Source organism: Isoptericola sp. NPDC056605 (assembly GCF_042792795.1).
Lineage (GTDB): Bacteria > Actinomycetota > Actinomycetes > Actinomycetales > Cellulomonadaceae > Isoptericola.
Map to the genome: position 1 here is coordinate 72,355 of NZ_JBHTVT010000006.1, position 22,504 is coordinate 94,858.

General features: G+C 73.7%; 21 protein-coding genes and 1 riboswitch. Of the genes, 10 read left to right on the forward strand and 11 right to left on the reverse strand.

What is annotated here, in order from left to right; genetic code table 11:
- From ACFQ8Y_RS08250 to ACFQ8Y_RS08280, 7 genes are all read right to left on the reverse strand, one after another.
- Window positions 1–1,548, reverse strand: coding sequence for an extracellular solute-binding protein (locus ACFQ8Y_RS08250; RefSeq protein ID WP_430585158.1), 1,548 nt, complete (start codon window positions 1,546–1,548; stop codon window positions 1–3).
- Between the two features lie 32 nt (window positions 1,549–1,580).
- Window positions 1,581–2,273 (reverse strand): DUF624 domain-containing protein, encoded by a 693-nt coding sequence (locus ACFQ8Y_RS08255; protein WP_430585159.1) that lies wholly within the window; start codon window positions 2,271–2,273, stop codon window positions 1,581–1,583.
- A gap of 372 nt (window positions 2,274–2,645) precedes the next feature.
- Entirely contained in the window at window positions 2,646–4,742 is a 2,097-nt protein-coding gene (locus ACFQ8Y_RS08260; protein WP_430585160.1) for a glycosyl hydrolase, read from the reverse strand.
- A 41-nt stretch (window positions 4,743–4,783) separates the two neighbouring features.
- Entirely contained in the window at window positions 4,784–5,515 is a 732-nt protein-coding gene (locus ACFQ8Y_RS08265; RefSeq protein ID WP_430585161.1) for an HlyD family efflux transporter periplasmic adaptor subunit, read from the reverse strand.
- Window positions 5,512–7,209, reverse strand: a complete 1,698-nt coding sequence (locus tag ACFQ8Y_RS08270) for a glycosyltransferase (RefSeq protein ID WP_430564529.1) — start codon at window positions 7,207–7,209, stop codon at window positions 5,512–5,514. Before ACFQ8Y_RS08270 ends, ACFQ8Y_RS08265 begins: the two co-directional genes overlap by 4 nt.
- A gap of 278 nt (window positions 7,210–7,487) precedes the next feature.
- On the reverse strand, window positions 7,488–8,411 hold the full coding sequence (locus ACFQ8Y_RS08275; RefSeq protein WP_430551342.1) for an LLM class F420-dependent oxidoreductase: 924 nt from the start codon (window positions 8,409–8,411) through the stop codon (window positions 7,488–7,490).
- Between the two features lie 75 nt (window positions 8,412–8,486).
- The gene (locus ACFQ8Y_RS08280; protein WP_430585162.1) at window positions 8,487–9,143 is read right to left on the reverse strand and encodes a disulfide bond formation protein DsbA; all 657 of its coding nucleotides are present in this window, start codon (window positions 9,141–9,143) and stop codon (window positions 8,487–8,489) included.
- A gap of 65 nt (window positions 9,144–9,208) precedes the next feature.
- Between ACFQ8Y_RS08280 and ACFQ8Y_RS08285 the strand changes: the two genes are divergently transcribed.
- From ACFQ8Y_RS08285 to pnuC, 5 genes are all read left to right on the forward strand, one after another.
- Window positions 9,209–9,448, forward strand: coding sequence for a hypothetical protein (locus ACFQ8Y_RS08285; protein ID WP_430564527.1), 240 nt, complete (start codon window positions 9,209–9,211; stop codon window positions 9,446–9,448).
- Between the two features lie 177 nt (window positions 9,449–9,625).
- Window positions 9,626–10,834, forward strand: a complete 1,209-nt coding sequence (locus tag ACFQ8Y_RS08290) for a class I SAM-dependent methyltransferase (RefSeq protein ID WP_430585163.1) — start codon at window positions 9,626–9,628, stop codon at window positions 10,832–10,834.
- 10 nt (window positions 10,835–10,844) lie between these two features.
- On the forward strand, window positions 10,845–11,663 hold the full coding sequence (locus ACFQ8Y_RS08295) for a TetR family transcriptional regulator (RefSeq protein ID WP_430585164.1): 819 nt from the start codon (window positions 10,845–10,847) through the stop codon (window positions 11,661–11,663).
- A gap of 89 nt (window positions 11,664–11,752) precedes the next feature.
- On the forward strand, window positions 11,753–12,313 hold the full coding sequence (locus ACFQ8Y_RS08300) for a hypothetical protein (RefSeq protein ID WP_430585165.1): 561 nt from the start codon (window positions 11,753–11,755) through the stop codon (window positions 12,311–12,313).
- A 101-nt stretch (window positions 12,314–12,414) separates the two neighbouring features.
- Window positions 12,415–12,558, forward strand: a riboswitch (FMN riboswitch).
- 125 nt (window positions 12,559–12,683) lie between these two features.
- Window positions 12,684–13,403: a nicotinamide riboside transporter PnuC gene (gene pnuC / locus ACFQ8Y_RS08305; protein ID WP_430564523.1), complete on the forward strand. Its 720-nt coding sequence runs from the start codon at window positions 12,684–12,686 to the stop codon at window positions 13,401–13,403.
- A gap of 11 nt (window positions 13,404–13,414) precedes the next feature.
- Here the strand turns inward: pnuC and ACFQ8Y_RS08310 are convergent, their stop codons facing one another.
- On the reverse strand, window positions 13,415–14,101 hold the full coding sequence (locus tag ACFQ8Y_RS08310) for a hypothetical protein (protein ID WP_430585166.1): 687 nt from the start codon (window positions 14,099–14,101) through the stop codon (window positions 13,415–13,417).
- A 38-nt stretch (window positions 14,102–14,139) separates the two neighbouring features.
- Between ACFQ8Y_RS08310 and ACFQ8Y_RS08315 the strand changes: the two genes are divergently transcribed.
- On the forward strand, window positions 14,140–14,826 hold the full coding sequence (locus tag ACFQ8Y_RS08315; RefSeq protein ID WP_430551350.1) for a GPP34 family phosphoprotein: 687 nt from the start codon (window positions 14,140–14,142) through the stop codon (window positions 14,824–14,826).
- Between the two features lie 6 nt (window positions 14,827–14,832).
- Complete coding sequence (locus ACFQ8Y_RS08320) at window positions 14,833–15,345, forward strand: histidine phosphatase family protein (protein ID WP_430585167.1); 513 nt, start codon at window positions 14,833–14,835, stop codon at window positions 15,343–15,345.
- 4 nt (window positions 15,346–15,349) lie between these two features.
- Here the strand turns inward: ACFQ8Y_RS08320 and ACFQ8Y_RS08325 are convergent, their stop codons facing one another.
- A complete protein-coding gene (locus ACFQ8Y_RS08325; protein WP_430585168.1) occupies window positions 15,350–16,585 on the reverse strand; it encodes an extracellular solute-binding protein in 1,236 nt (411 codons plus the stop codon).
- A 128-nt stretch (window positions 16,586–16,713) separates the two neighbouring features.
- Window positions 16,714–17,970, reverse strand: a complete 1,257-nt coding sequence (locus tag ACFQ8Y_RS08330) for an acyl-CoA dehydrogenase family protein (protein ID WP_430551353.1) — start codon at window positions 17,968–17,970, stop codon at window positions 16,714–16,716.
- 204 nt (window positions 17,971–18,174) lie between these two features.
- Here ACFQ8Y_RS08330 and ACFQ8Y_RS08335 point away from each other — a divergent pair, with 204 nt between their 5' ends.
- Both ACFQ8Y_RS08335 and ACFQ8Y_RS08340 read left to right on the forward strand, forming a co-directional pair.
- Window positions 18,175–18,669, forward strand: coding sequence for an NUDIX domain-containing protein (locus tag ACFQ8Y_RS08335; RefSeq protein ID WP_430585169.1), 495 nt, complete (start codon window positions 18,175–18,177; stop codon window positions 18,667–18,669).
- A gap of 211 nt (window positions 18,670–18,880) precedes the next feature.
- Window positions 18,881–19,627, forward strand: coding sequence for an SAM-dependent methyltransferase (locus tag ACFQ8Y_RS08340; protein ID WP_430564518.1), 747 nt, complete (start codon window positions 18,881–18,883; stop codon window positions 19,625–19,627).
- Between the two features lie 47 nt (window positions 19,628–19,674).
- Here the strand turns inward: ACFQ8Y_RS08340 and ACFQ8Y_RS08345 are convergent, their stop codons facing one another.
- Window positions 19,675–21,009, reverse strand: a complete 1,335-nt coding sequence (locus tag ACFQ8Y_RS08345) for an Nramp family divalent metal transporter (protein WP_430585170.1) — start codon at window positions 21,007–21,009, stop codon at window positions 19,675–19,677.
- Between the two features lie 114 nt (window positions 21,010–21,123).
- Between ACFQ8Y_RS08345 and ACFQ8Y_RS08350 the strand changes: the two genes are divergently transcribed.
- Window positions 21,124–22,422, forward strand: coding sequence for a glycosyltransferase 87 family protein (locus ACFQ8Y_RS08350; protein ID WP_430585171.1), 1,299 nt, complete (start codon window positions 21,124–21,126; stop codon window positions 22,420–22,422).
- The last annotated feature ends 82 nt before the right edge of the window (window positions 22,423–22,504 follow it).

The following is a 22,504-nucleotide window of genomic DNA, read 5'->3' on the forward strand; positions in this document are numbered from 1 at the left end:
TCAGCCGAGCTGGCCGTAGAGCTCGTTCATCTCGGCGGTCACGGCGTCGCCGCCGCTGGACTTCCACTGCGCGATCGCGGCGTCGAGGCCCGCCTCGTCGATCTGCCCGCTGATGTACTGGATGCGGGCGTCGGCGATGACCTGGTCGAGCTGCACGCCGTTGGTCATGTAGGTCTCGGAGACGAGCGCCGCCCCCGGGTTGAAGACGGCCCTCTCGAGGTCCTTGGCCTGCAGGTCGATGCGCTCCTGCTCGAGCTCGGCGTCGAACTCCGTCTCGGGCTTGGCCTTGTACGCCTCGTAGCCGGCGATGTTCGTGCCGATCTGCGCCCACGAGCCCGAGACGAGGTCCGTGTAGTCCTGCTTCGACGTGTCGAAGACGGCGAACTCGCCGTCGACCGTGAAGTTGTCGCCCTCGATGCCGTTGTTCTCGAGGATCTGCGCGTCCTTGGCGGCCAGCTTGTCCAGCGCGGTGAGCACCTGCTCGAGCTGGTCCTCCGTCTGCACCGACGCCTTCGGGACCGCGAGGAAGCCGCTGTAGCCGGGCGTCGGGAGCGCGAAGTCGCCGTTCGGGCCGGCGATGTTGCCCTGGAGCGCGACGAACTGGTCGTACGTCTTCGGGTCCGCCTCCTTGAACAGGCCCGCGAGCTGGGAGGCGCGCGACTGGACGTCGATGATGATGCCGCCCTTGCCGTTGACGAACGGCTCGTTCCACTGCGTGGAGCCGTCCCGCGTGGCGTAGTCCTTGTTGACGTAGCCGTTCTCGATGAGCTGCTTCTCGTACTCCAGCGCCTGCTTCCACTCCGGGGTGGTGAACGACGGGACGAGCTGGCCGCCGTCCTCCTTCCAGACGTTGCCCGCGCCGAACCAGGTCTCGATCGCGTCGTACGGGCTGCCCGTGCCGATCGACGCGCCCCAGGCGGGGATGATCATCCCGTAGGTGTCGTCCTTGCCGTTGCCGTCGGGGTCGTCCTCGGTGAACGCCTTGGCGAGCGCCATGAGCTCGTCGGTGTTCGTGGGCTCCTCGAGGCCGAGGTTCTTCAGCCAGTCCTTGCGGATCGTGATGGACGTGCGCACGACGTCGCGGGCCCGGTACACGCCGTAGACCTTGCCGTTGACGCTCGACGCCTCCTGGACGTCCGGGTTCTCCGTGACGAGGTTCGGGTAGTCGCCCGAGGCCAGGTGCTCGGTGAGGTCCCAGAAGCCGCCGGCCTCGGCCGTCTGCACGAAGCCCTGGCTCTTCTGCTGGATCACCATGACGTCGGGGATCTCGTCGCCGGCCAGCACCACGTTGGTGCGGTCGCCGTACTCCGCGTTGGGCACCCACTGCATGTCGAGGTCCAGGCCCGCCAGCTCGGAGAGCTTCGCGCCCACCGGGTCGTCGTCCTCCGGCGGCGTCGTCGAGAAGTACGGCGCCATGATGGACAGCGAGTCGAGCGCCTCACCGCCACCACCGTCGCCGCCGTCGCCGGAGCCGCCGCTGCCGCAGGCCGAGAGCGCGAGGCTCCCGACCGCGAGAAGGGCCAGGGGGGCCAGCCGTCGTGTGCGCATGCTGTTCCTTTCGTCGGAGTGCACGTCGTCGTTCACTCGTCGAGGGGGAGGGTCGCCGCCGGGTCGCCGAGGCGGCGGTCGTTGGCGGCGTAGAAGGACAGGCAGAGGGCCGTGCACAGGTACGCCCACGCGCCGATCGAGACGACGGGCAGGAGTCCGGGCACGAACGCGGTGACGACCCCGACCAGCGCCGTCGTCGCCGCGAGCAGGAGGGGCGCCCCGGGGGCGCGCAGCAGGAACGCCCAGGCCAGGCGCGGCACGTCGCCGCGGCGCAGGTCGTAGTGGGCGTCCATCGTCAGGGAGAGCAGCAGGTGGACCACGCCGAGGCCGGCGACGACGGCGAGCGCGACGCGCAGCACCGTGGGCGCGTCGTCGAGCAGGAGCAGGCTCGTGCCGGTGAGCGCGAGGGCCAGCAGGCCCGGCGCCGCGAGGAGGTTGGCGCGGCCGAAGCCGGAGACCCAGGTGCGGACGAAGACGCGCACGGCGCGCTGGGTGTCGCCCCGCAGCCGCGTGCGGCTGACGACGGTCGCCGCCGCCAGCGCGGGCGCGACGCCGAGCACCGCTCCCCCGGCCAGGGTGCCCGCGAGCACGAGGAGGTTGAGCAGGCCCAGGAACGCGAGCGTGTCGACCCAGCCGAACCACCGATCGAGCCGGGCGCCGCCGTCGGCGGGGGCCACGGTGCGCGCAACGGTCGCGGCGTCCGCGCGTGTGCCCTCGTGCGCCATGGCCCGGTCCCATCTCCGTCGATGTCCGGACACGTCGTCGGCCCGGTCAGCCTCCGGGACGGCGGCGTCGTCGACCCGGTACGGGAAAGCGATTCCCCGCGTTGAATGGATTCACCGTAGGGCTCGGGACTTCACCCGTCAACAGGCGTCTGCAACGTTGAGGTCACGATCGCGCCGAGGTAGTCGAGACCCCCCGAGGTGGTCGCGATCGCGCCGAGGTAGTTCAGAACTCGCCGAGGTAGTTCGAGACCTCGAGGACGTCGCGGCCAGGACTACCTCGCGGAGGTTCGAACTACCTCGCGGAGGTTCGGACTACCTCGCGGAGGTTCGAACTACCTCGCGGGGGTTCGAACTACCTCGCGGAGGTTCGGACTACCTCGGCGGTCGGGACGCGTGCGTCAGGAGCCAGGCCAGGAGGTATGCGCGGGTGCTCCCGTCGTCGATGCGCTCGTCGGGCAGGTCACGGGCGACGGCGAGCGCCGCGGCCGCGTCGTCGGGACCGGCCAGCGCGGCGTACATCAGGAGCTGGTCGCCGAACATCACGTCCCACGACGCGGGGTCGTCCCGCGGCCCCGCGAGCGCCTCGTCGAGGTTGGCCCGGATGCGGGCCGGGCCCCCGGCGAGAGAGGGCGCGACCGGCTGCGCCGGCAGCACGAGGATCCCGAGCATCGCGCTCGGCTCGGCGCTGAACCACGTGGCCCAGTCCCGCTTGCCGCCCCACACGAGCGACGTCACCTGGTGACCGAAGCCCTCCAGGGCAGGGTCGTCGCGGTCGAAGTCGGTCCAGTAGGCGCGCGCCGAGGCGGCCTCCGCGCCGAGCATCCACCGCGCCTGATCCTCGAGCTCCGAGTCGCCCGTCGCCTGCGCCCACAGGGCCAGCCCGTTCCAGGCCGAGACGGCCTCGGACACCGACTCCTGGTTGTTGCCGTCGGCGAACGGCGCGTACCCGGACGCCCACGAGTGCCCGGCGTAGACGTCGAACACCCGCAGCGGGGGCATGCCGCCGACCCCCGTGCCCGACGCGACGTCCGCGGCGAGCAGGTCCAGGACCGGCGCGAGGTCGGCGGCGAGCGCCGGGTCGTCGGCGGCCACCACGCCCGCCGCGTACAGGAAGTACCCGTAGTGGAAGTGGTGGTCGTTGGCCTCCTCCGAGCCGAAGCCGGGCACCTTCCCGACCACCGTCGCGAGCACGGGGTCGTGCACGAAGCAGCGCTCGGCGCGGCGCTCGCAGCCGTCGGGCTCGGCCCACTCCCGCAGTCGTTCCGCGAGGCCCGACCGCAGCGCGGCGGCCGCGTCCTCGAGGCCGAGCCCGTCGGCCAGGGCGAGCAGGTTGGCGTCCCGGGCCAGGGCCTTGCCCCCGAAGTACGTGTCGGACGGCGACTCGAGCGTCCCCGCCTCGACGGCGGCCGCGTCGGCGCGCACCTGGTCGGCGAGCTCGGCGCGCGCGTCGTCGTCCAGGACCGACAGGTCGAGCCGCCCGCCCGGCTCGACCGCCGGGCTCGACCACCCGAGGGTCGACGCCGTGCACACGTCGACCGTGCCGTGCACGGTCGCGTACGTGCCCAGGTCGCAGGTGGCCCCCGCGGAGTCCGCCTGGTGCGGCATGCGGACGACCGCCGTCGGCCCGCCGTCCGCGGTCGCGTACGTCAGCGCGGTGCTCACGCCGTCGTCCCCCGCGCCGTACGCGGCGCTCACCTCGGTCACGGGCCGCGAGGCCGCCTCGACCAGCGTGTCCACCGCGGCCCCCGAGGCCCCGTCCGGCACCGGGAACCACGCGACCGACTCGCCCGCGGCGAGCGAGAGGACGCGCCCGTCGCCCGAGAGCCTGGCGCCGGGGTCGTCGGCGCCGCCGGGACCCACGAGGACGTGCTCGCGGTCGAGGACCTCCGTCGCCGCACGACCGTCGGCCACGGTGAACGCCGCGGTCATCGCGACGTCGTGGTCGGTCGCCGCCGTGTACCGCAGCACGGGAGACCCCTCCACGACCTGCAGGTGCCCGAGAGCCGCACCGGCGCCGTCGCGCAGCTCCACCGTCACGGACGCGACGTCGTACGCCGACACCACCGCCGACGCGGCGCCGACGTCCGCGCCGACCTGCGGGTCGAACGGTCCGAGGATCGAGGTCTCGGTCACCTGGACCTGCGGCAGCCCGTAGGCGAACCCGCCCCCGGTGAGCGCGACCGCGAGCGGCATCGGGAACACGGGCTGCGGCGCGTCGCCGAGCGCCAGGCTGGAGAACCACCGGTTGGTGGGTGGCGCGAGGCCGTCGGCCAGGCGCATCCGGGGTGCCGGGGCGACCTGCTCCTCGGGCAGCAGCGACACGTCGACGTCGGGCGCCGCGAGGCTCTCCTCCGGCGCCGGGGCCTCGACCGCCTCCGCGCCCTCCCCGCCGGGCGCCGGGCCGCCGAGGATGCCGCACCCGGCCAGCGCCAGGGCCGCCGCGAGCACGCCGCCCGCCGCTGCCGCCACGCGCCTCGTCCCCGCCCCGGAGCGGCCCCGCCCGGGCGCCGTCACAGGCCCACCCTGCGCAGGAACTGGCTGAACGAGGCGTCCACCCCGGCGAGCGGGCCGTCGTCGTGCAGGTCGATCACCGCGGTGACCGGGGTGCCGGGCACGACGAGCCCGTGCTCCGCGCCGCGCACCAGACCGGCGCTGGAGACCGTCACGGTCGCCTCCGCCTGGTTCTTCGTGTTCTGCACGGCCACCGAGTCGACGACGCCGCTGACCTCGGCCTGGTTGGGCAGCACCACGGTGACCGTGGCGCCGTCGCGGACGCGGGCGAAGTCGGCCGGGTCGAGCACCAGCCTCGCGTCGACGAACAGCGAGCCCTGGCGCTCGACGGTGGCCAGCACCTCCCCGGACTGCGCGAACGCCCCCTGGGCCACGGCGAGGTCGGTGACGACGCCGTCGGCGGGCGCGACGACGGTCATCTCGCCGTCCTCGGTCACCTCGTAGGCGCCGCCGTCCCGGCTGACGAGGCCGACGGCGAGGTCGTGCTGCAGCGTGAGGCTGCGCACGACCAGCAGAGGGTCGCCGGCGCGCACCTCGTCGCCCTCCGCGACGAGCGCCTCGGTGACCGTCCCGGCGTAGTCGGTGCCGACGTCGAACGTCTCCGCGGAGATGGTCGCGGCCGACGACGTGGCCTGCGACTCGCGACGGTTCATGACCAGGGTGAGCGCGGCGCACAGGAGCACCACGCCGAGCAGCCCTCCCACCAGGCGCAGGCGGGTGGTCCAGGTCATGCGGCACCTCCGGCGGACGGGGCGGCGGCGCGCGCGCGGTGCGACTCGCGCAACGCGGTCACGACGAACGCGCCGAGGATGAACGTGTTGGTGAGGTTCCAGGCCAGCGCCAGGCTGGGCAGCGGGTCGCCGCCCCACTCCGTCCAGACGCCGACGGCGGACGTCAGCAGCAGGAACGCGAAGCACAGCACCTGCGGCAGCATGAAGGTGAACGGCGAGTCGGCGCGACCGGCGCGGCCCGTGACGTGCCAGGCCTGCTCCTTGCCCGTCAGGGCGTTCCACAGGGCCTTGGTGTAGATCGGGAACGACACGGACGCGAGCATCAGCACCTCCCACCGGAACGACCCGAGCGTGAAGAACGCGATCGCGATCTGCATGCCGTAGAAGCCCAGGTAGTACAGCAACCAGGTGCCCGGCGAGATCGCGAGGTCCATCGGCGTGAGGTCCAGGTAGATCTGCAGCGGGGGCACCAGCAGCAGCACGAGGGGCGCGATCCCCGACAGGTAGTGCGTGGCCGTGACCGTGTACTGGAGGCGCTGGTCGAGGGTGAGCCGGCGCCGCGGGCTCAGCGGGTTGCGCTGGAGCATGATCTCGAAGCCGCCGGTGGCCCAGCGCAGCTGCTGCTTGGTGTACGCCTCGACGGTCTCGGGGGTGTCGCCCACCGCGAGGACGGTCGGGATGTAGACCGTGCGCCAGCCGCGCTCGTGCAGCAGCAGCGACGTCCAGACGTCCTCCGACTTGGAGTCGGTGTACATGCCGCCGATGTCGTCGACCGCCGCCCGGCGGAAGACCACGTTGGTGCCGACGCAGAACGCCGCGTTGAAACGATTCCGGCCGGGCTGAACGAAGCGGTAGAACACCGCCTGCATGTAGCCGGCGCCGCGCGAGATGAGGTTGTCGAGGTTCCCGTAGGTCTGCGGGGTCTGCACGAAGGCGACGTCGTCGGAGACGAAGAACGGGACCGTCTCGACCAGGAGCTCCGGCCTGGCCACGAAGTCGGCGTCGAGGATGACGAAGTAGTCGCCCTTGGCGATCGTCAGCGCGTGGTTGACGTTGCCGGCCTTGGCCCCGTGGCTCGACAGTCGGCGCACGTAGCGGGCGCCGAGCGTGGCGGCGAGGTCGCGCACGTCGTCGGAGCGGCCGTCGTCGAGCACCCAGGTGCGATGCCGGCCGCGCAGGGCGACGGCGGCGCGCACCGTGCGCGCGACGGTGTCGAGGCTCTCGCCGTACGTCGTGACGAAGACGTCGACGGTCACGGGTCTGTCGTGCAGGTACAGGCTCCAGCGCGTGGGGTCGTCCTCGGCCTCGTCCCGCACGATCTCGGGCAGGTCGAACAGGCGGTCCTGCGCGTGGTGGAACGAGAACCCGCGCGGGTCGTAGCCGCTGGAGAGCACGGTCCACATCGCGAGGAGCGCCTGCACGACGAGAACGGTCTCCGCCGTGATCACCATGGCGTACGGCAGGGCGTCCCCGCGGTTCGCGGGGTTGAGCAGGAAGACGGCGTAGGCCACGACGCCCAGCGTCGCGAGCAGCATGATCAGGGCGAGCGACGGCGACCGCGAGGCGGCGTTCTCGTCCCTCGGCGGAGCGGTGGGGCGCGGCGGCTCCGCGGGGAGCGGGCCGTGCGGGCGGGACCGGACGTGCTCGGTGCGGCGCGGGGTGACGACGAGACGGTCGAACTCGGAGACGGACATGGCGTGTCCTCCGGGCGGGCGCGGTCGTGCGGCGGGGAACGTGGACGGCGTCGTCCGTGCGACGGCTGCGTCGTGACGGTCCTGCTGGCCTGCAGCGGGCGCGACGTGGGCCCTGAACGAGTCGAGGTGACCCGCTCCGGAGAGCGGGCCACCTCGTCGTCTGTCGCGAACCTAACCCCGGCGCGCCCCCTTGTCACGGGTTCGGCGGGGGTGAGTCCAGCTGGCGAGACCGTCGCCCTGGCCGACTGTCGCCGCAGGTCACAGGCTCGAGCCGGGTCTCAGAGCTGCGTCGCAACCTCGCGCGCCACCAGGTCCAGGTGGTCGAGGTCGTGCAGGTCGAGCGCCTGCAGGTACACGCGCTGGATCCCCTGGTCGCGCAGGGAACCGAGCAGGTCGACGGCCTCGGAGACGGTGCCGGCGACGCCGTGCTCGCGCAGCTCGGCCGGCTCGCGGCCGATCGCCGCCGCGCGCCGCGTGAACTCCGCCTCGTCCTTGCCGACCGCGAGCACCAGGGCGACGGACTGCACGATCGAGTCCGGCGTGCGGCCCGCCGCCGCCAGCGCCTCGTTGATGACGCCGATGCGCGGCGCGACCGTGTCCAGCTCGGGGAACGCCTGGTTGTACTCGTCGCCGAACCGGGCGGCGAGCGCCGGCGTCCGCGTCGGACCGCCGCCGCCCACGATGACCGGGATCTTCGCCTGGGCGGGCTTGGGCAGCGCCGGCGAGTCGACGAGCGTGTAGTGCTCGCCGTCGAACGAGTACGAGCCACCCACGGGCGTGCCCCACAGGCCGGTGAGGATCTCCAGCTGCTCCTCCAGGAGCCCGAACCGCTTCGCCGGGAACGGGATGCCGTACGCCTCGTGCTCGCGCGCGAACCAGCCGGCGCCGAGGCCGATCTCCACGCGGCCGCCGGACATCTGGTCCACCTGCGCCACCTGGATCGCCAGCACGCCGGGGTGGCGGAACGTGGCCGACGTGACGAGGGTGCCGAGGCGCACGGTGGAGGTGTCGCGGGCCAGGCCGGCGAGCGTCGTCCACGCGTCGGTGGGGCCCGGCAGTCCGTCGCCGCCCATCGTCAGGTAGTGGTCGGAGCGGAAGAACGCGCTGAAGCCGAGCGTCTCGGTCGCCTTCGCGACGGCGAGCAGGTCGTCGTACGACGCACCCTGCTGGGGCTCGGTGAAGACACGCAGGTCGAGGGTCACGGTTCGCCTCTCGGTGATGCGGGGAGGTGGTGCGGGGAGGTGGTGCGGGGAGGTGGTGGGGGTGGAGCGGGGAGGTCAGTCGAACGTCGGCGAGCTGGTGCGCGACCGCTTGAGCTCGAAGAAGTCCGGGAACGACGCGAGCGCGACGGCGCCGTCGAAGATCCGCAGCGCGTCCTCGCCGCGCGGGATGCGCGTGAGGACCGGGCCGAAGAACGCCACGCCGTCGACGTGGATCGTCGGCGTGCCGACGTCCTCGCCCACCGGCTTCATGCCCTCCTCGTGCGACACGGCGAGGACGGCGTCGTAGGCGTCCGACGACGCGGCGTCGGCGAGCGACGCGGGCAGGCCGGCCTCGGCCAGGGCCTCAGCGGCGACGGCGTCGAGGTCGTCCCGGCGGCCGCCGGGGTGGATGCGCGTGCCGGCCGCGGTGTAGAAGGCGCTGAACGCCTCCGGGCCGTGCTCCGTCTGCACCGCCGCGGCGACGCGACCGATGCCGCGCGAGGCCTCGATCCTCGCCCGGTAGTCCGCCGGGATGTCCCGGTCCTTGTTCAGCAGGTACAGGCTCATCAGGCGGAACGTGAGCTCCACGTCCCGGTGCTCCGCGACCTCGAGCGCCCAGCGCGACGTGATCCACGCGAACGGACACAGCGGGTCGACGTACACGTCCACGACGGGGACGGTCGTGCGGGGGGCGGTGGTGGTCTCAGGCGCGGTGGTGGTCCCGGAAGTCACGACCGCCACCCTACCCATGCCGGGGGCACGTGTTCCGCGGGAGGGCGCAGCGGTAGCCTCGGCCCGTGCGCAAGGTGCGGTGGGCGAGCGTGTGGACCGTGGTCGGGGCGTGCGTCGTCGCGCTCGCGATGCTGTGGGTCGTGCTGCGCGGCAAGGTCTGGGCGTGGATCCCGTTCTTCATCGCCGCCGGGGTCGCGGTGCGCGAGATCCGGTACCTGCAGCGGGCCCGCCGCCCCGCCGAGGCGGGCTTCGACGAGCGCCGCCGCGGGGAGCCGGACGACGGTCGCGGGCGCCGCCGCCGCTGAGCCGGACGACCGACCGGACGACCGACCGGACGACCGACCGGACGACCGAAGAGTCACCCGCCCGAGGCATCGACGGGGGCCGAACCCCACGGTTACCGTCGAGTGGGAGGCGCCGCGGCCGACCGGCGCCCCGAGGCGGCCCGTGCGGCGCGCGGGCCCCGGGACGGAGGCGTCGCCATGTCGGACGTGACCCGGTCCACCGGGACGACCACCACCACGACCACCGCCACACCCGACGCCACGCCCGCCGAGACGACGGCCGTGGAGGAGTTCGCCGACCGGCTGTTCGGCGCGACGCTGGGCGCGATCGACACCCTGGCGGTGTACGTCGGGGACTCGCTCGGCTGGTACCGCGCGCTCGACGCGTCGGGACCCCAGACGTCCGCGGAGCTGGCCGCCGCCACCGGCACGTCCGAGCGTTACGCCCGCGAGTGGCTGGAGCAGCAGGCGGCCACGGGGATCCTCGTGGCCCACGAGCCCGCCGGGTCGTCCGACGGGACCCGGTCCGCGGACCGCACCTTCGAGCTCCCGGAGGCGCACGCCGAGGTGCTGGCCGACCCCGAGTCGCTGTCCTACCTCGCGCCGCTGGCGCGGTTCGTCGGCGCCGTGGGGCCCCAGCTCCCGCACCTGCTGCGGTCGTACCGCACCGGCGGCGGGGTGTCGTGGGACCAGCTCGGGGACGACGCCCGGCGCGCGCAGGCCGACGTCAACCGCCCCTGGTTCGAGCACCGCCTCGCCTCCGCCCTGACGGCCGTCGAGCCGGTGCGCGAGGTGCTGAGCCGTCCCGGGGCCCGTGTCGTCGACGTGGGGTGCGGGTTCGGCTGGTCGACGCTCGCGCTCGCGCGCGCGTTCCCGACGGCGGAGCTGCACGGGGTGGACCTCGACCGGCCGTCCGTGGAGGCGGCCCGGGTCGCCGCGGCCCAGCGCGGGCTCGAGGAACGCGTCACCTTCCACCTGTCCGACGCCGCGGAGCTGCGCACCGCCGAGCCGTTCGACGCGGCGTTCGCCTTCGAGTGCCTGCACGACATGCCGCGACCGGTCGCCGTGCTGGAGGCGGTCCGGGAGTCGGTGCGGCCCGACGGCGTCGTCGTGGTGATGGACGAGGCGGTCGCCGAGGAGTTCCGGGCGCCGGCCGACGACGTCGACCGGATCATGTACGGCTACAGCCTGTTCGTGTGCCTGCCGGACAGCCTGTCGTCGTGGCCCTCCGCCGCGACGGGCACCGTCATGCGGCCCGCCACGCTCCGCCGGTACGCGCTCGAGGCGGGCTTCGCCGGCGTCGAGGTGCTGCCCGTCGACGACTTCGGCCTCTTCCGGTTCTACCGGCTGCTGCTGGACGGGCAGGACGGGCGGACGTCGTCGGGTGGGAACGGGTCCCCGGAGTAATCTCCCTGGCATGACCGCCGTCCGGACGCACACCCACGCCCAGGCCGTCGACGCCGCGATCGACCTCTTCTCCCGGCAGGGCTACGAGCAGACCACCGTCGAGGAGATCGCCGACGCCGCCCGCGTCAGCCGCGCGACGTTCTTCCGCCGCTTCCGTTCCAAGGAGGACGTGGTCTTCGCCGACCACGAGCTGCTCCTGGAGGAGGTCGTGGTCATGCTCGCGGAGACCCGCCCCGAGGCGAGGGCGAGCGAGGAGTCCGGCCGCGCGCCCGAGCGGGCGTGGGACCCGACCACCGACCCGTACCTCGAGGTCTGCCGGGCCGCCCGGCTCGTCTTCGACCACCACGTCGGCCAGCGCGAGACGTCGATCGCCCGGCACCAGCTCCTGCAGCAGGTGCCGGCGCTGCGCGACCGCGAGCTGGTCACGACGCACCGCTACGAACGCGCCTTCACCGCCTACCTGCGCGACACGCTGCCGCCGGACCGGTCCACCACCACGATGTCGATCGCGTTCGCGGCGTCCGTCGTCGCCGTGCACAACGCGATCCTGCGCCGCTGGCTGCGCAACCCCCACCTCGACCTGCGTCCCGAGCTGGAGGAGGCGTTCGCCGACCTCCGACGCGCCGCCGGCGCCCCGTTCCCGCACGGCGACGGCGAGCCGGCGGCCGACGCGCCGGCGGTCGACGCCGCCCCCGACGCCGTCGACGGCCCGGGCGAGGCACGGACGGTCGCGACGGGCGGCGACGGGCGGCGCGTCGTGGTCACGGTGCTGGAGCCCGGGGCCGGGCCGGACGACGTCGCGCGCGCCGTCCGCGACGCGCTGGCCTGAGCCGCCCCGGGCACCTCTTGCCGGGGCCGCCCCGCACCGCTACCTTCCAGACACCCGGCACCCGGGGCGACGAGACCCTGGGGGCACCGATGGCGGCACGAGCACCACGGCACGTCACCGCGGCGGCCGGCGCCCTCCTCGCCACCCTCCTGGCGACGGCCCTCGGCGGCTGCTCGGGAACCCCACGGGTGAGCACCCCGGGGGGCGACGACGACGGGATCCTCGCCGAGATCGGCGTCTCCGACGTCGCCGACGGCGAGGTCCACACGATCAAGGTCGCGGAGGTCTGCCTGCGGGACAGCAGCGCCGGCACGGTGACCGCCGTCGTCCCGGACCCCGGCTCCGGCCTGGAGGTGCGGCGGTTCACGGTCGGGCAGCCGGCCGACCCGTCGAACGGCGTGGGTGGTGCGGAGGGCACGCTGGACGAGAACGGCCTCGGCGCGATCGCGCACGACGTCCTGGCCGTCTGCGACGAGGACCCTCCCGACCAGGTCCACGTCGAGGTGACCCGCACCTCCCCCGCCGCGTACTCGGCACAGCTCACCCTCGATTTCGTGGCGGACGGACGGCGGGGAGAGCTCACGAACCACGTCTCCCTCACCATGTGCGCCCCGGACGCCACGGAGCCGCGCTGCGCGTCCGACGGCTGACGGTCCGCGGCCACCGCCACGGCCACGGCGGGGAATGCCGCTGTGGCATCCTGAGTTGTGCAGGACGCCGCCGGGACCTCCGGTGGCGGAAAGACACGCACGTACGTGCTCCGGGGTCGGTGAAATTCCGAGCCGGCGGTGACAGCCCGCGACCCGGCCTCCACCCGCAGACGCGGGGAGAGGCCGGCTGACCTGGTGTGATTCCAGGGCCGACGGTCAAAGTCCGGATGGGAGGAAGCACGTGCGGCACGCGCCCGACAGGGTGGGTGCCGCCGGGCGTCGTGTCGTCGACGACGGCCCCACGGGGCCCGACGCGGCGAGCGCCGACCCTCACCCCCGGACGCCGCACCTCGGACCGGGAGAGTGAACGATGGACGTGATCGACACGTTCTTCAACGCCACGCTGACCATCGGTGACCAGCACATGTCGTGGCGCGAGATCGTCGGCAACGGCTTCGGCCTCGCCTCCGCGCTCGGCGGCATGCGGCGCAAGGTGTGGGCGTGGCCCGTCGGCATCGTCGGCAACCTCGTCCTGTTCACCGTCTTCATGGGCTCGTGGTTCGGCGACTCGAGCCGCGCGGACATGCTCGGCCAGGCCGGCCGGCAGGTGATGTTCCTCATCGTCTCGATCTACGGCTGGGTGCAGTGGCGCCGGACCGAGCGCGCCGCCCTGGACGTGCGCGCCGACGGCAGGATCCCCGCCGACGGAGGTGCCGCGGTGCACCCGCACTGGGCCTCCTGGCGGGAACGCGTCGGGATCGTCGTCGTCATGGTGGGCGGCACCCTGCTGCTCACCCCGTTGTTCCGCGCCCTCGGCTCGTACGAGCCCGTGTGGTCGGACGCGTGGATCTTCATGGGCTCCCTCATCGCCACGTACGGCATGGCCAAGGGGTGGGTCGAGTTCTGGCTCGTCTGGGTCGCGGTCGACGTCGTGGGCGTACCCCTGCTCTGGTCGGCCGGGTACTACGCCACGGCGCTGATGTACGTGTTCTACGGCGTCTTCACCCTGACCGGGTTCTTCGTCTGGTGGCGCGTGCACCGGCGCGAGCAGGCCGAGACGGGGACGACGACGCCCGCCGTCGCACCCTGACGGCGCCGCCGTCAGTCGTCGATGTCGAGCTCGGTGCCCGGCGCTGCGGCGCGGGCACCGAGACGCGCGTCGTCGAGGACGGTGGCCACCAGCTCCGCGGGCCCGCCCAGCGCCACCTCGGCGGTGTAGATCGGCAGCCCGAGGAACCACGCCCGGTGTTCGGGCCAGACGTGCGAGGGCAGCTCGACGAGGTCGAGGAGCGCGCTGACCGACCGGGGTACCCCCGTCCAGACGTGGTAACCCCGGTGGGGCAGCAGGAGCCGGTCGGCGGAGGGCCGCGCGACCAGCCGGGCGAGCAGGTCCGCCTCCGCCTCGCGCTTCGCCTCGGCGACCTCCTCGGCCGTGGGCTCCGGCCCGTCCGAGTCCCAGGCGAGCCCGACGGCGGTCCCCGACGACGCCACCCCGCCACCCCGGTCGTAGAGGGACGGCCACCCCTCCCAGAGCGTGCCGTGCAGCGGTGCCCCGCCGGTCCACGGGTCGAGCAGGTCGAGCAGCACGTCGAGGCGTTCCGGGACCGCGTCCAGGTCGACGTCGCCCTCGTCGTCCCGGGGCAGGGGCACCACGGCATACGCCGCGTACGCCTGCGGTACGGCGTGGCCGAGGCTCTGACCGAACTCCCCGAGCAGCGGCGAGATCCACTCCCCCGCGCTCGGGTCGTCATCCCAGCGGGCGTCCGCGCGGGCGAGGTCGTCGGTCACTCCTGGACCATAGGCCGTCCGTCCGCCAGGATCGGCGGGTGATCATCGCCGAGGACCTGCTGCTGCTCGCGTACGACGACGCGACCGGGCGCCCGACGCTCGAGCGGACCCAGCTCGACTACCGGCTCGCGGGGGCACTGCTCGTCGAGCTCGCCCTGATGGGCCGGGTCGACGTCACGTCGTCGGGGGGCGCGGACCTGGACGGTCGACGGGTGCCCGCCGGCCGGGTCGTCGCACGCGACGCGTCCCCGACGGGGCACCCCGCCCTCGACCACGCGCTGGCGCTCGTGCGGACCCTGCCACGCGCGCCGAAGAGCCTGATCGCACCGCTCGCCAAGGGGCTGCGCGAGCCGCTGCTGGCCGGCCTCGCGGCACGCGGGGTGCTGCGGCGCGAGGACGAGACGGTCCTCTGGATCTTCCCGACGACGTCGTGGCCCGCCGCCGACGCCTCCCACGAGACGCGGCTGCGCGCGACCTGCTGCGAGGTGCTGCTCGGCCTCCGCGACCCCGACGCCCGCACCGCGGCGCTCCTCGCGACGGCGAACGGCACGCCGCTCGTCCGCCGCCTCGTCGCGCCCGAGGACCGGCGGCGGGCGGAGGCACGCGCCAAGGAGCTCGCCGCGGGGAGCTGGGCGAGCACGGCTGTGAAGAAGGCCGTGGACGAGATGCAGACGGCCGTCATGGTGGCCGTCATGGTGCCCGCCGTGACGGCCACGTCCGGCTGATACGAGGTGCGGATCACCCTGGTGCGACACGCGGCGCCCGCGATCCGCGACGACACTCCCGCGAGCCTGTGGCCGCTCTCCCCGGCCGGCCGCGCGGCGGCGCGCGGGCTCCGACTACCGGACCGGACGACCGCCGTCGCGAGCGACGAGCTCAAGGCGGTCGAGACGCTGGCCCGGGCGCTCGGCGTCGCCGACGTCCCCACGGACCCGCGCTTCGCGGAGGTCTGGCGCCCTCCCGAACAGGTGTCCCCGGGCTTCCGCGAGATCCGCCGCGCCTGGGTCGAGGGCATGCCCGACGACCGGCACGCCGGGTGGGAGTCCGCGACGGACGCGGCCCGCCGGTTCGATGCTGCGGTGCGCGCTCACGCCGCCGGCGGCGATCTGATCGTCGCGACGCACGGCATGGTGCTCACGGCGTGGCTGGTCTCGATCGGCCGTGTCGCCCCGGGCCCGCCCGCGGGAGAGTTCTGGCTCCGTCTCGGCCTCCCCGACGTCGTCACGACCGACCTCGAGCCCTGACCGCTCAGAGGGTGTCGTTCATGGCGTCGACGAACCCTTCGGGGTCCAGCTCGCCGGTGAACACCTGGTGCAGGTGGTCGAGCAGCGCCGCCGCCTGGTCGGACGGGACGGCCTGGTCCCAGGAGAGCTGGAAGTGCGGGGCCGAGTCGACCATCTCGTACACCGCCCGCAGGTACTCCGCGCTGTCGCCGTCCGTGAGCCGCTCGTCGATCCCCCGCACGGGAGGCACGGTGCGGACCGTGAGGAACGTGTCGACCGCCCGCTCGGAGTAGGTCTCCGCGTTGAGGAAGTCGATCGCCGCCTGCTGGTCGGCGGGCGACGCGGAGGCGGACACGGACCAGAAGTTCGCGGGGTTGCCGACGACGTTGTCCGGGTCGCCGACGCCGCCCTCCACGGTGGGGAACGCGCCGAAGCCGATGCCGCCCGCGGCGACGAGCTCGGGCATGGAGGTGACGAGGTCCGGATAGATCCACGCCCCCTGCAGCAGGAACGCCGCGCTCCCGGACACGAGCATCCCGACGTCGCCGCTCGAGTCCGCCGTGACCTCCGTGAAGTCGTCGCCGAACGCGCCCGCGTCGACGAGCGCGCGGATCTTGCGGAGCGCCTCGACGAGGGCGGGGTCGGACCAGGCGTCCGGCTCGCCCGCGACGACGCGCTGGAAGACCTCGGGCCCGCCGATCCGGTCGGTGAGGTACTGCAGGTACATCAGCTCGGGCCAGCGGCTCCCGCCCGCCAGCGCGACGGGCCGCACGCCCGCCTTCCGGAGCACGGGCACGGCGTCGAGCAGGTCGTCGAACGTCTCGGGCGGCTCGATCCCGGCCTGGGTCAGCACGTCCGCGTTGTGGTAGAGCAGCACCGGCTGGGTCTGGTTGGCGGGGACGGCGTAGGTGCGCCCGTCCACGGTGCCGTTCTTCGCGACGGAGGGCAGCGCCTTGTCGAGCGCGGGGTCCACCCGGCCGGTGAGGTCGAGGACGTCCCCGTCGGCCACGTAGCCCGCGAGGTCGCTCCCGGCCCAGCCGTAGACGAGCGTCGGCGCCGCGTCCGCATCGATGGCCGCGCGGATCTCGTCCTTGTAGACGTCGTTCTCGAGCCAGCCCACCTCGAACGGCCGGTCGGGGTGCTCGTCGTTCCAGCTCTCGAAGGACCGCTCCAGCACGATGTCGCTGCCGCCGGAGAGCGACCAGGCCGTGAGGCCCTGGACCGGCGGGCCGGAGGACGTGTCCGGCCCGGCCGGAGGCACCGTCGTCGAGCCGCTGGCATCGAAAACGATTTCCAGCGCCCGACTCTGACAGCGGCCCAGGAATGCGTCAAGCCCCCGTCTCTCCAGGTGAGAGACGGGGGCCTGCGGGACGACGACGCCGCGGGGTGTCAGGCGAAGGCCGAGACCCCCGTGATGTCGCGACCGACGATGAGCGCCTGCATCGACTCTGTGCCCTCGTAGGTGTGCAGGGCCTCGAGGTCGGCGAAGTGCCGCGCGACGCGGTTGCCGAGGAGGATGCCGTTGCCGCCGAGCATGTCGCGGGCGATCGACGCGACCTCGCGGGCCTGCCGCGTCGTCGTGTACTTCGCGAGCGACGCCTGCTCGCCCGTGAGCGTGCCGGCGTCGGCGAGGCGGGTGATCTGTGCGACGAGCAGCTGCATCTGCGTGACCAGGGACAGCATGCGCGTGAGCCGCTCCTGCACCATCTGGTTCTTGGCCAGCGGGCGGCCGAACTGGATGCGCTGGGTCGAGTACGCGGCGGCCGCCTCGTAGCAGGCGACGGCGTGCCCGACGGCGGACCAGGCGACGGCGAGGCGGGTGGCGAACAGGACGGCGGCGGTCGCCTTGAACGACGTCGCGCCGGGCAGCGCCGCGCTCGCGGGGACGAACACGTCGTCGAGCACGATGTGCGCCTGCCAGATGGCGCGCAGCGAGACCTTGCCCTCGATCGTCGTGGCGGTGTAGCCCGGGGCGTCCTGCGGGACGATGAAGCCGTGCACCTGGTTGTCGCCGTCGTCGCCGACGAGCCGGGCCCAGACGACGGTGATGTCGCCGCAGGAGCCGAACCCGATCCACTTCTTCTCGCCGTCGAGGACGTAGCCCTCGACCCCGTCGCGGGTCACCTTGCGTGCCGTGGTCTCCAGCGAGACGGAGTCCGAGCCGTGGGTGGGCTCGGTGAGCGCGAACGCGCCGAGGATCTCCCCGCGCGCCATCGGCTCGGCGTACTGCTCGATCTGCTCGGGCGAGCCGTGCATGATGATCGACCGCAGCGCGAGGCCGCCCTGGACGCCGCAGATGGTGGCGACCGAGCCGTCGCCGCGCGACATCTCCATGCTGGCCAGGCCCTCGGCCATGAACGAGACCGACGGGCGGCCGGGGACGTCGACGCCGTCGCGCAGGAAGTCGTGCTCGGCAAGCTTCTTCACGAGCTCGAACGGCACCTCGGCGCGCTCCCAATAGCCGTCGATGACGGGCAGGACGTCCGCCTGCACGAACTCGCGGACGGCGAGCTGATGGGCGCGCTCCTGCGGCTTCACGTCGGCGAAGGCGCCCACGTAGTCGAGGTCCAGCGGCTGCGAGACGTCGTAGTCGGGGGCGGTCACGCCGGGCATGACGGGGACATCACGGGACGAGCTGCGGGTCATCGACGACCTCTCTCTGCGCGGGGGTCCGGCGTTCCGGGCCCGGTGAGGAGTGTGGACCGGCGCCGTCCGAGGCTGGTGGTGGTCGGCGCCGGTCCTCCACCATCGTCACCCGCGACCGGGTCTCACGTCAAGCGATACTCCGTCTCACGCCCTGCGTCGAGGCAGGACGAGCCCCTCGAGGGAGCCCCGGGTCACACTGAGACCATGGCGACGACGAGCGCAGGCCTCCTGCTCTACCGCACCACGGGCGACGGTGGCCTCGAGGTCCTGCTCGGGCACATGGGCGGACCGTTCTGGGCGCGCAAGGACGAGGGCGCGTGGACGGTGCTCAAGGGCGAGCTCGAACCCGACGAGGAGCCGCACGCCGCCGCGCTGCGCGAGGCGGCGGAGGAGCTCGGGCTGCCGCTCCCCGCGCCGTCGTCCCCCGGCGTCGGCACCGACATCGACCTCGGCGAGGTCCGCCAGAGGTCTGGCAAGCGCGTCCTCGCGTGGGCGCGCGAGTGGCCCGCGCCGGGCCCGGACCTGGACCAGGTCCGCAGCAACACCGTCGAGATCGAGTGGCCGCCGCGGTCGGGGAAGCGGATCGAGGTGCCCGAGATCGACCGGGTGGCCTGGTGGGGGCCCGACGACGCGCGGCGGCTCCTCGTCAGCGCCCAGGCCGCGTTCGTCGACCGGCTGGAGGCCGCGCTCGGCCGGTAGCGCGAGGGGGCGCGGGCCCGGAATTCCCTGGCCCGCGCACCGTGGTGGACGTAGCGTCGGGACCGGCTCGCACGGAGCCACGCCCTGTGCCGCCGGCCGACAGGGCGACACCAGGAAGGACCTGATGCCCGATGACGGTCTCGACGTCGGTGAGCGGAACCGCCCGCTCCCACCCGAGCAACCCTGTCGCAACCGTCCAAGGAGCATCACCATGTCCGACCTTCGAATCTTCTCCGTCCGGGAGTCTCGCCACCGGATCCACAACCCGCTGACCGAGGGGCAGCTCGCCGACCTGGGGGTCGCCCTCGAGCTGCCCGCCGGGGCTCGCGTGCTCGACCTCGCCTGCGGGTCGGGCGAGCTGTTGAGCACCTGGGCCCGTGACCACCGGATCACCGGGCTCGGCGTGGACCTCAACCCGGACTTCGTCTCCGACGCGAGGGCGCGCGCCGCCGAGCTCGGCGTGGGCGACCTGGTCCGGTTCGTCGAGGCCGACGCGTCCGGCTACGTCGTCGACGAGCCCGTGGACGTCGCCGCGTGCGTCGGCGCGACGTGGATCGGCGGCGGAGTGCCCGGCACGATCGACCTGCTGCGACGGAGCCTCGCACCCGGGGGCCTGCTGCTGGTCGGCGAGCCGTACTGGCGCACGGTGCCCACCACGCCGGAGGCCCTCGCCGCCTGCGGGGTGCGGTCGGCCGACGACTACCTCACGCTGCCGGACCTCCTGGCGTCGTTCGGCGCCCTGGGGTACGACGTCGTCGAGATGGTCTGCGCGACCGAGGAGTCCTGGGACCGCTACATGACGCCCCAGTGGCTGACCATGCGGCGCTGGGCCGACGCCCACCCGGACGACGAGCTGCACGACGAGGTCCGCCGCCTGCTGGCGACCGAGCCGCAGCAGTACGCCGCCGGGGCACGCACGCACTTCGGCTGGGGCGTCTTTGCGCTGATCGCGCGCTAGCCGCCCGGGCGACGGGCGGGCCGCAGGCCCGCCCGTCGCCGTCGGCGTCAGCCGGTGAACGTCAGCCAGAGCAGCGCGACGTTCAGCGCCACGATGACGGCGGCCACCGCCCACGCCGCGAGCTGGGTGACGAGGCCGTTGCGGAAGCCGCCGAACAGGCCGGCGTCGCGCGTGATCCGCACCAGCGGGACCATCGCGAACGGGATGCCGAAGCTCAGCACCACCTGGCTCACGACCAGCAGCCACGTGGGCGACACCCCCGTCGCGAGCAGCACGATCGCGGGCACCAGGGTGACCAGCCGCCGCGCGAGCAGCGAGACGCGCACGTGCAGCAGGCCCGACATGATCTCGGCGCCGGCGTAGGCACCCACCGACGTCGACGCCAGCCCGGACGCCAGCAGCCCCACGCCGAACAGCACGGCGACGGCGGGCCCGAGCGACGACTCGATCGCGGCGTGCGCGCCCTCGATCGAGTCGGTGCCGGTGCGGCCAGGCAGGTTGGCGGCCGCGAGCAGGAGCATCGCGATGTTCACGCTGCCCGCCAGCACCAGCGCGGCGACGACGTCCCAGCGCGTGGCGGTCAGCAGGCGACGGATCACCGGCGGCGAGGGCGGACCCGGCACGGCGACGTCGTCCTCCCCCACCACGTCGTCGCGGCCCTCGGCTCCCGCGGCCAGGGCGTGGCGACGCTCGACCCGGGCGTCGTGGCGCACGCGGTCGCGGGCGAGCGAGGAGTGCAGGTAGATCGCGTGCGGCATGACCGTGGCGCCGAGCATCGACGCGGCGAGCAGCACCGACTCCGGGCCGTCGAGGCGCGGCACGAGCCCGCCGAGCACCGCGCCCAGGTCCGGCGGCGAGAAGAACAGGCCGGCGCAGAACCCCACGGTGAGGACCCCGAGCATCGACGTCACGACCGTCTCGAAGACGCGCTGGCCGCGGCGCTGCTGCACGGCGAGCACCAGCATCGACACGACGCCGGTGATGATCCCACCGAGCACGAGCGGCACCCCGAACAGCAGGTGCAGGGCGATGGCGCCGCCGATCACCTCGGCGACGTCGGTGGCCATCGCGACCACCTCCGCCTGCGCCCAGTAGGCGATCCGGCCGCGCCGGGAGAGCCGCTCGCCCAGCACCTCGGGCAGCGACCGCCCGGTGACCACCCCGAGCTTGGCGGACAGGTACTGCACCAGCACGGCCATCACGTTGGCGACGACCAGCACCCACACCAGCAGGTACCCGAACCGCGCCCCCGCCGTGAGGTTGGCGGCGACGTTCCCCGGGTCGACGTAGGCGATGGCCGCGACGAACGCCGGCCCGAGCAGGGTCACCAGGCGCGCGTGACGCACCCCCTGGGCGGGTCGGTCGAGGGTCGGTCGGCTCATGCGGTCCTCCGGGTGGGATCGAGAAATTTCGGCTATCCGAAACCTTAGACGTCCATACCCGCATCGCGCATCCCCGTGGAGGCTCCGGGGCGGCGGTGAGCCTGGTCTGTCACCATGTCGGGCGTGCCATCCACGCAGACCTCCGCCGCGCGGAACGCCCCCGGTCCCCTCGGCGCCGTGCTGAGGTCCCGGTGGCTGCTGGCGCTCGGCTTCGTCGCCGTGCACGCCTGGGTGGTCGGGCAGGCCATCACCTGGGGCTACACGATCTACGGCGACGTCACGCTCTACGAGTGGTGGGCCCGCCACGGGCTCGACACCGGGCAGTGGCCGGTCCTCGACTACGACTGGGTGTACCCCGCGGGGGCGCTCGTCCCGGTCACGCTGCCCGCGCTCGTGACCGACGGCCTGCTGGGCTACGAGATCGTCTGGACGGCGATGGTCGTGGCCCTGAACGCCGTGGCCACGGTGGTGCTGGTGCGAGCCGCGCCGCGCGGAGTGCTCGGAGCCTGGTGGTGGCTCGCCTTCCTGCTCGCCCTCGGGCCGATCTTCCTGGGCCGGCTGGACGGCGTCGTCGCGCCGCTCATCCTGATCTCCCTCGCGGTCGCGGCACGCCGCCCGACGCTCGCGACCGCCGTCGCCACGGCGGGCGCGTGGATCAAGATCGCGCCGGGTGCCGTGGTCGTGGCGCTGGCCGCGACCCGCGCCCGTTGGCGCGACGTGCTGCGGCAGGTCGTGGTGCCGGGCGCGGCGGTCAGCCTCGTGGTGGTGGGGCTGGCCCTGGCGGGCGGCGCGGGGCAGCGCGCGTTCAGCGTGTTCGGCCAGCAGGAGGCGCGCACGCTGCAGGCGGAGTCGGTGTTCGCGACCTGGTTCAGCGTGGCGCGACTGTGGGACCCGTCGGTGCGGATCGACTACAACGACGTGATCTTCACCTACGAGGTGCAGGGCGACACCGCCCGGCAGGTCGCGACCCTGCTCGACTGGCTGCTGCCGGTCGCGGTGCTGCTGATCGCCGCGCTCACGTGGTGGACGGCGCGCCGCCGTCCCGACCACGCCGGCGACGTGCTGCTGCTCAGCACCGCCGCCCTGCTCCTGTCGCTCATCGTGTTCAACAAGGTGGGCTCGCCGCAGTTCGTGGCGTGGATCGGGCCGCCGCTGGCCGCCGCGGTCGCCCTGGCCGGCCCCGGCACGCGGCGGCTGTGGGGGCCGCCCGCCGTCGGGGTGCTGCTGGCCGCGCTCGGCACGCAGATCGTCTACCCGGTGGCGTACGGCGAGTTCCTCGGTGGGCAGCCCGCGATGGTGGTCGTCGAGGGGCTGCGGAACCTGGCACTCGTGGTGCTGCTCGCCGGCGCGGTGTGGCGCATCGTGCAGCTCGGCCGCGACGGCGTGCGCACGGACACCGGCACACCCGCCTGAGCGGCCCGCGAGGCCGTCGTTCACCGACGGGTCGGCGCCCGTTCACCCCGAGCCCCCCGGGCCGCCATCCGTCCTCCCTACG

Bases quoted from the DNA above. Each gene is read 5' to 3' on its own strand.
- ACFQ8Y_RS08250 (WP_430585158.1), bottom strand. From the start codon at position 1,548: ATGCGCACACGACGGCTGGCCCCCCTGGCCCTTCTCGCGGTCGGGAGC.
- ACFQ8Y_RS08255 (WP_430585159.1), bottom strand. From the start codon at position 2,273: ATGGCGCACGAGGGCACACGCGCGGACGCCGCGACCGTTGCGCGCACC.
- ACFQ8Y_RS08265 (WP_430585161.1), bottom strand. From the start codon at position 5,515: ATGACCTGGACCACCCGCCTGCGCCTGGTGGGAGGGCTGCTCGGCGTG.
- ACFQ8Y_RS08270 (WP_430564529.1), bottom strand. From the start codon at position 7,209: ATGTCCGTCTCCGAGTTCGACCGTCTCGTCGTCACCCCGCGCCGCACC.
- ACFQ8Y_RS08290 (WP_430585163.1), top strand. From the start codon at position 9,626: ATGTCGGACGTGACCCGGTCCACCGGGACGACCACCACCACGACCACC.
- ACFQ8Y_RS08295 (WP_430585164.1), top strand. From the start codon at position 10,845: ATGACCGCCGTCCGGACGCACACCCACGCCCAGGCCGTCGACGCCGCG.
- ACFQ8Y_RS08300 (WP_430585165.1), top strand. From the start codon at position 11,753: ATGGCGGCACGAGCACCACGGCACGTCACCGCGGCGGCCGGCGCCCTC.
- pnuC (WP_430564523.1), top strand. From the start codon at position 12,684: ATGGACGTGATCGACACGTTCTTCAACGCCACGCTGACCATCGGTGAC.
- ACFQ8Y_RS08330 (WP_430551353.1), bottom strand. From the start codon at position 17,970: ATGACCCGCAGCTCGTCCCGTGATGTCCCCGTCATGCCCGGCGTGACC.
- ACFQ8Y_RS08335 (WP_430585169.1), top strand. From the start codon at position 18,175: ATGGCGACGACGAGCGCAGGCCTCCTGCTCTACCGCACCACGGGCGAC.
- ACFQ8Y_RS08340 (WP_430564518.1), top strand. From the start codon at position 18,881: ATGTCCGACCTTCGAATCTTCTCCGTCCGGGAGTCTCGCCACCGGATC.
- ACFQ8Y_RS08345 (WP_430585170.1), bottom strand. From the start codon at position 21,009: ATGAGCCGACCGACCCTCGACCGACCCGCCCAGGGGGTGCGTCACGCG.
- ACFQ8Y_RS08350 (WP_430585171.1), top strand. From the start codon at position 21,124: ATGTCGGGCGTGCCATCCACGCAGACCTCCGCCGCGCGGAACGCCCCC.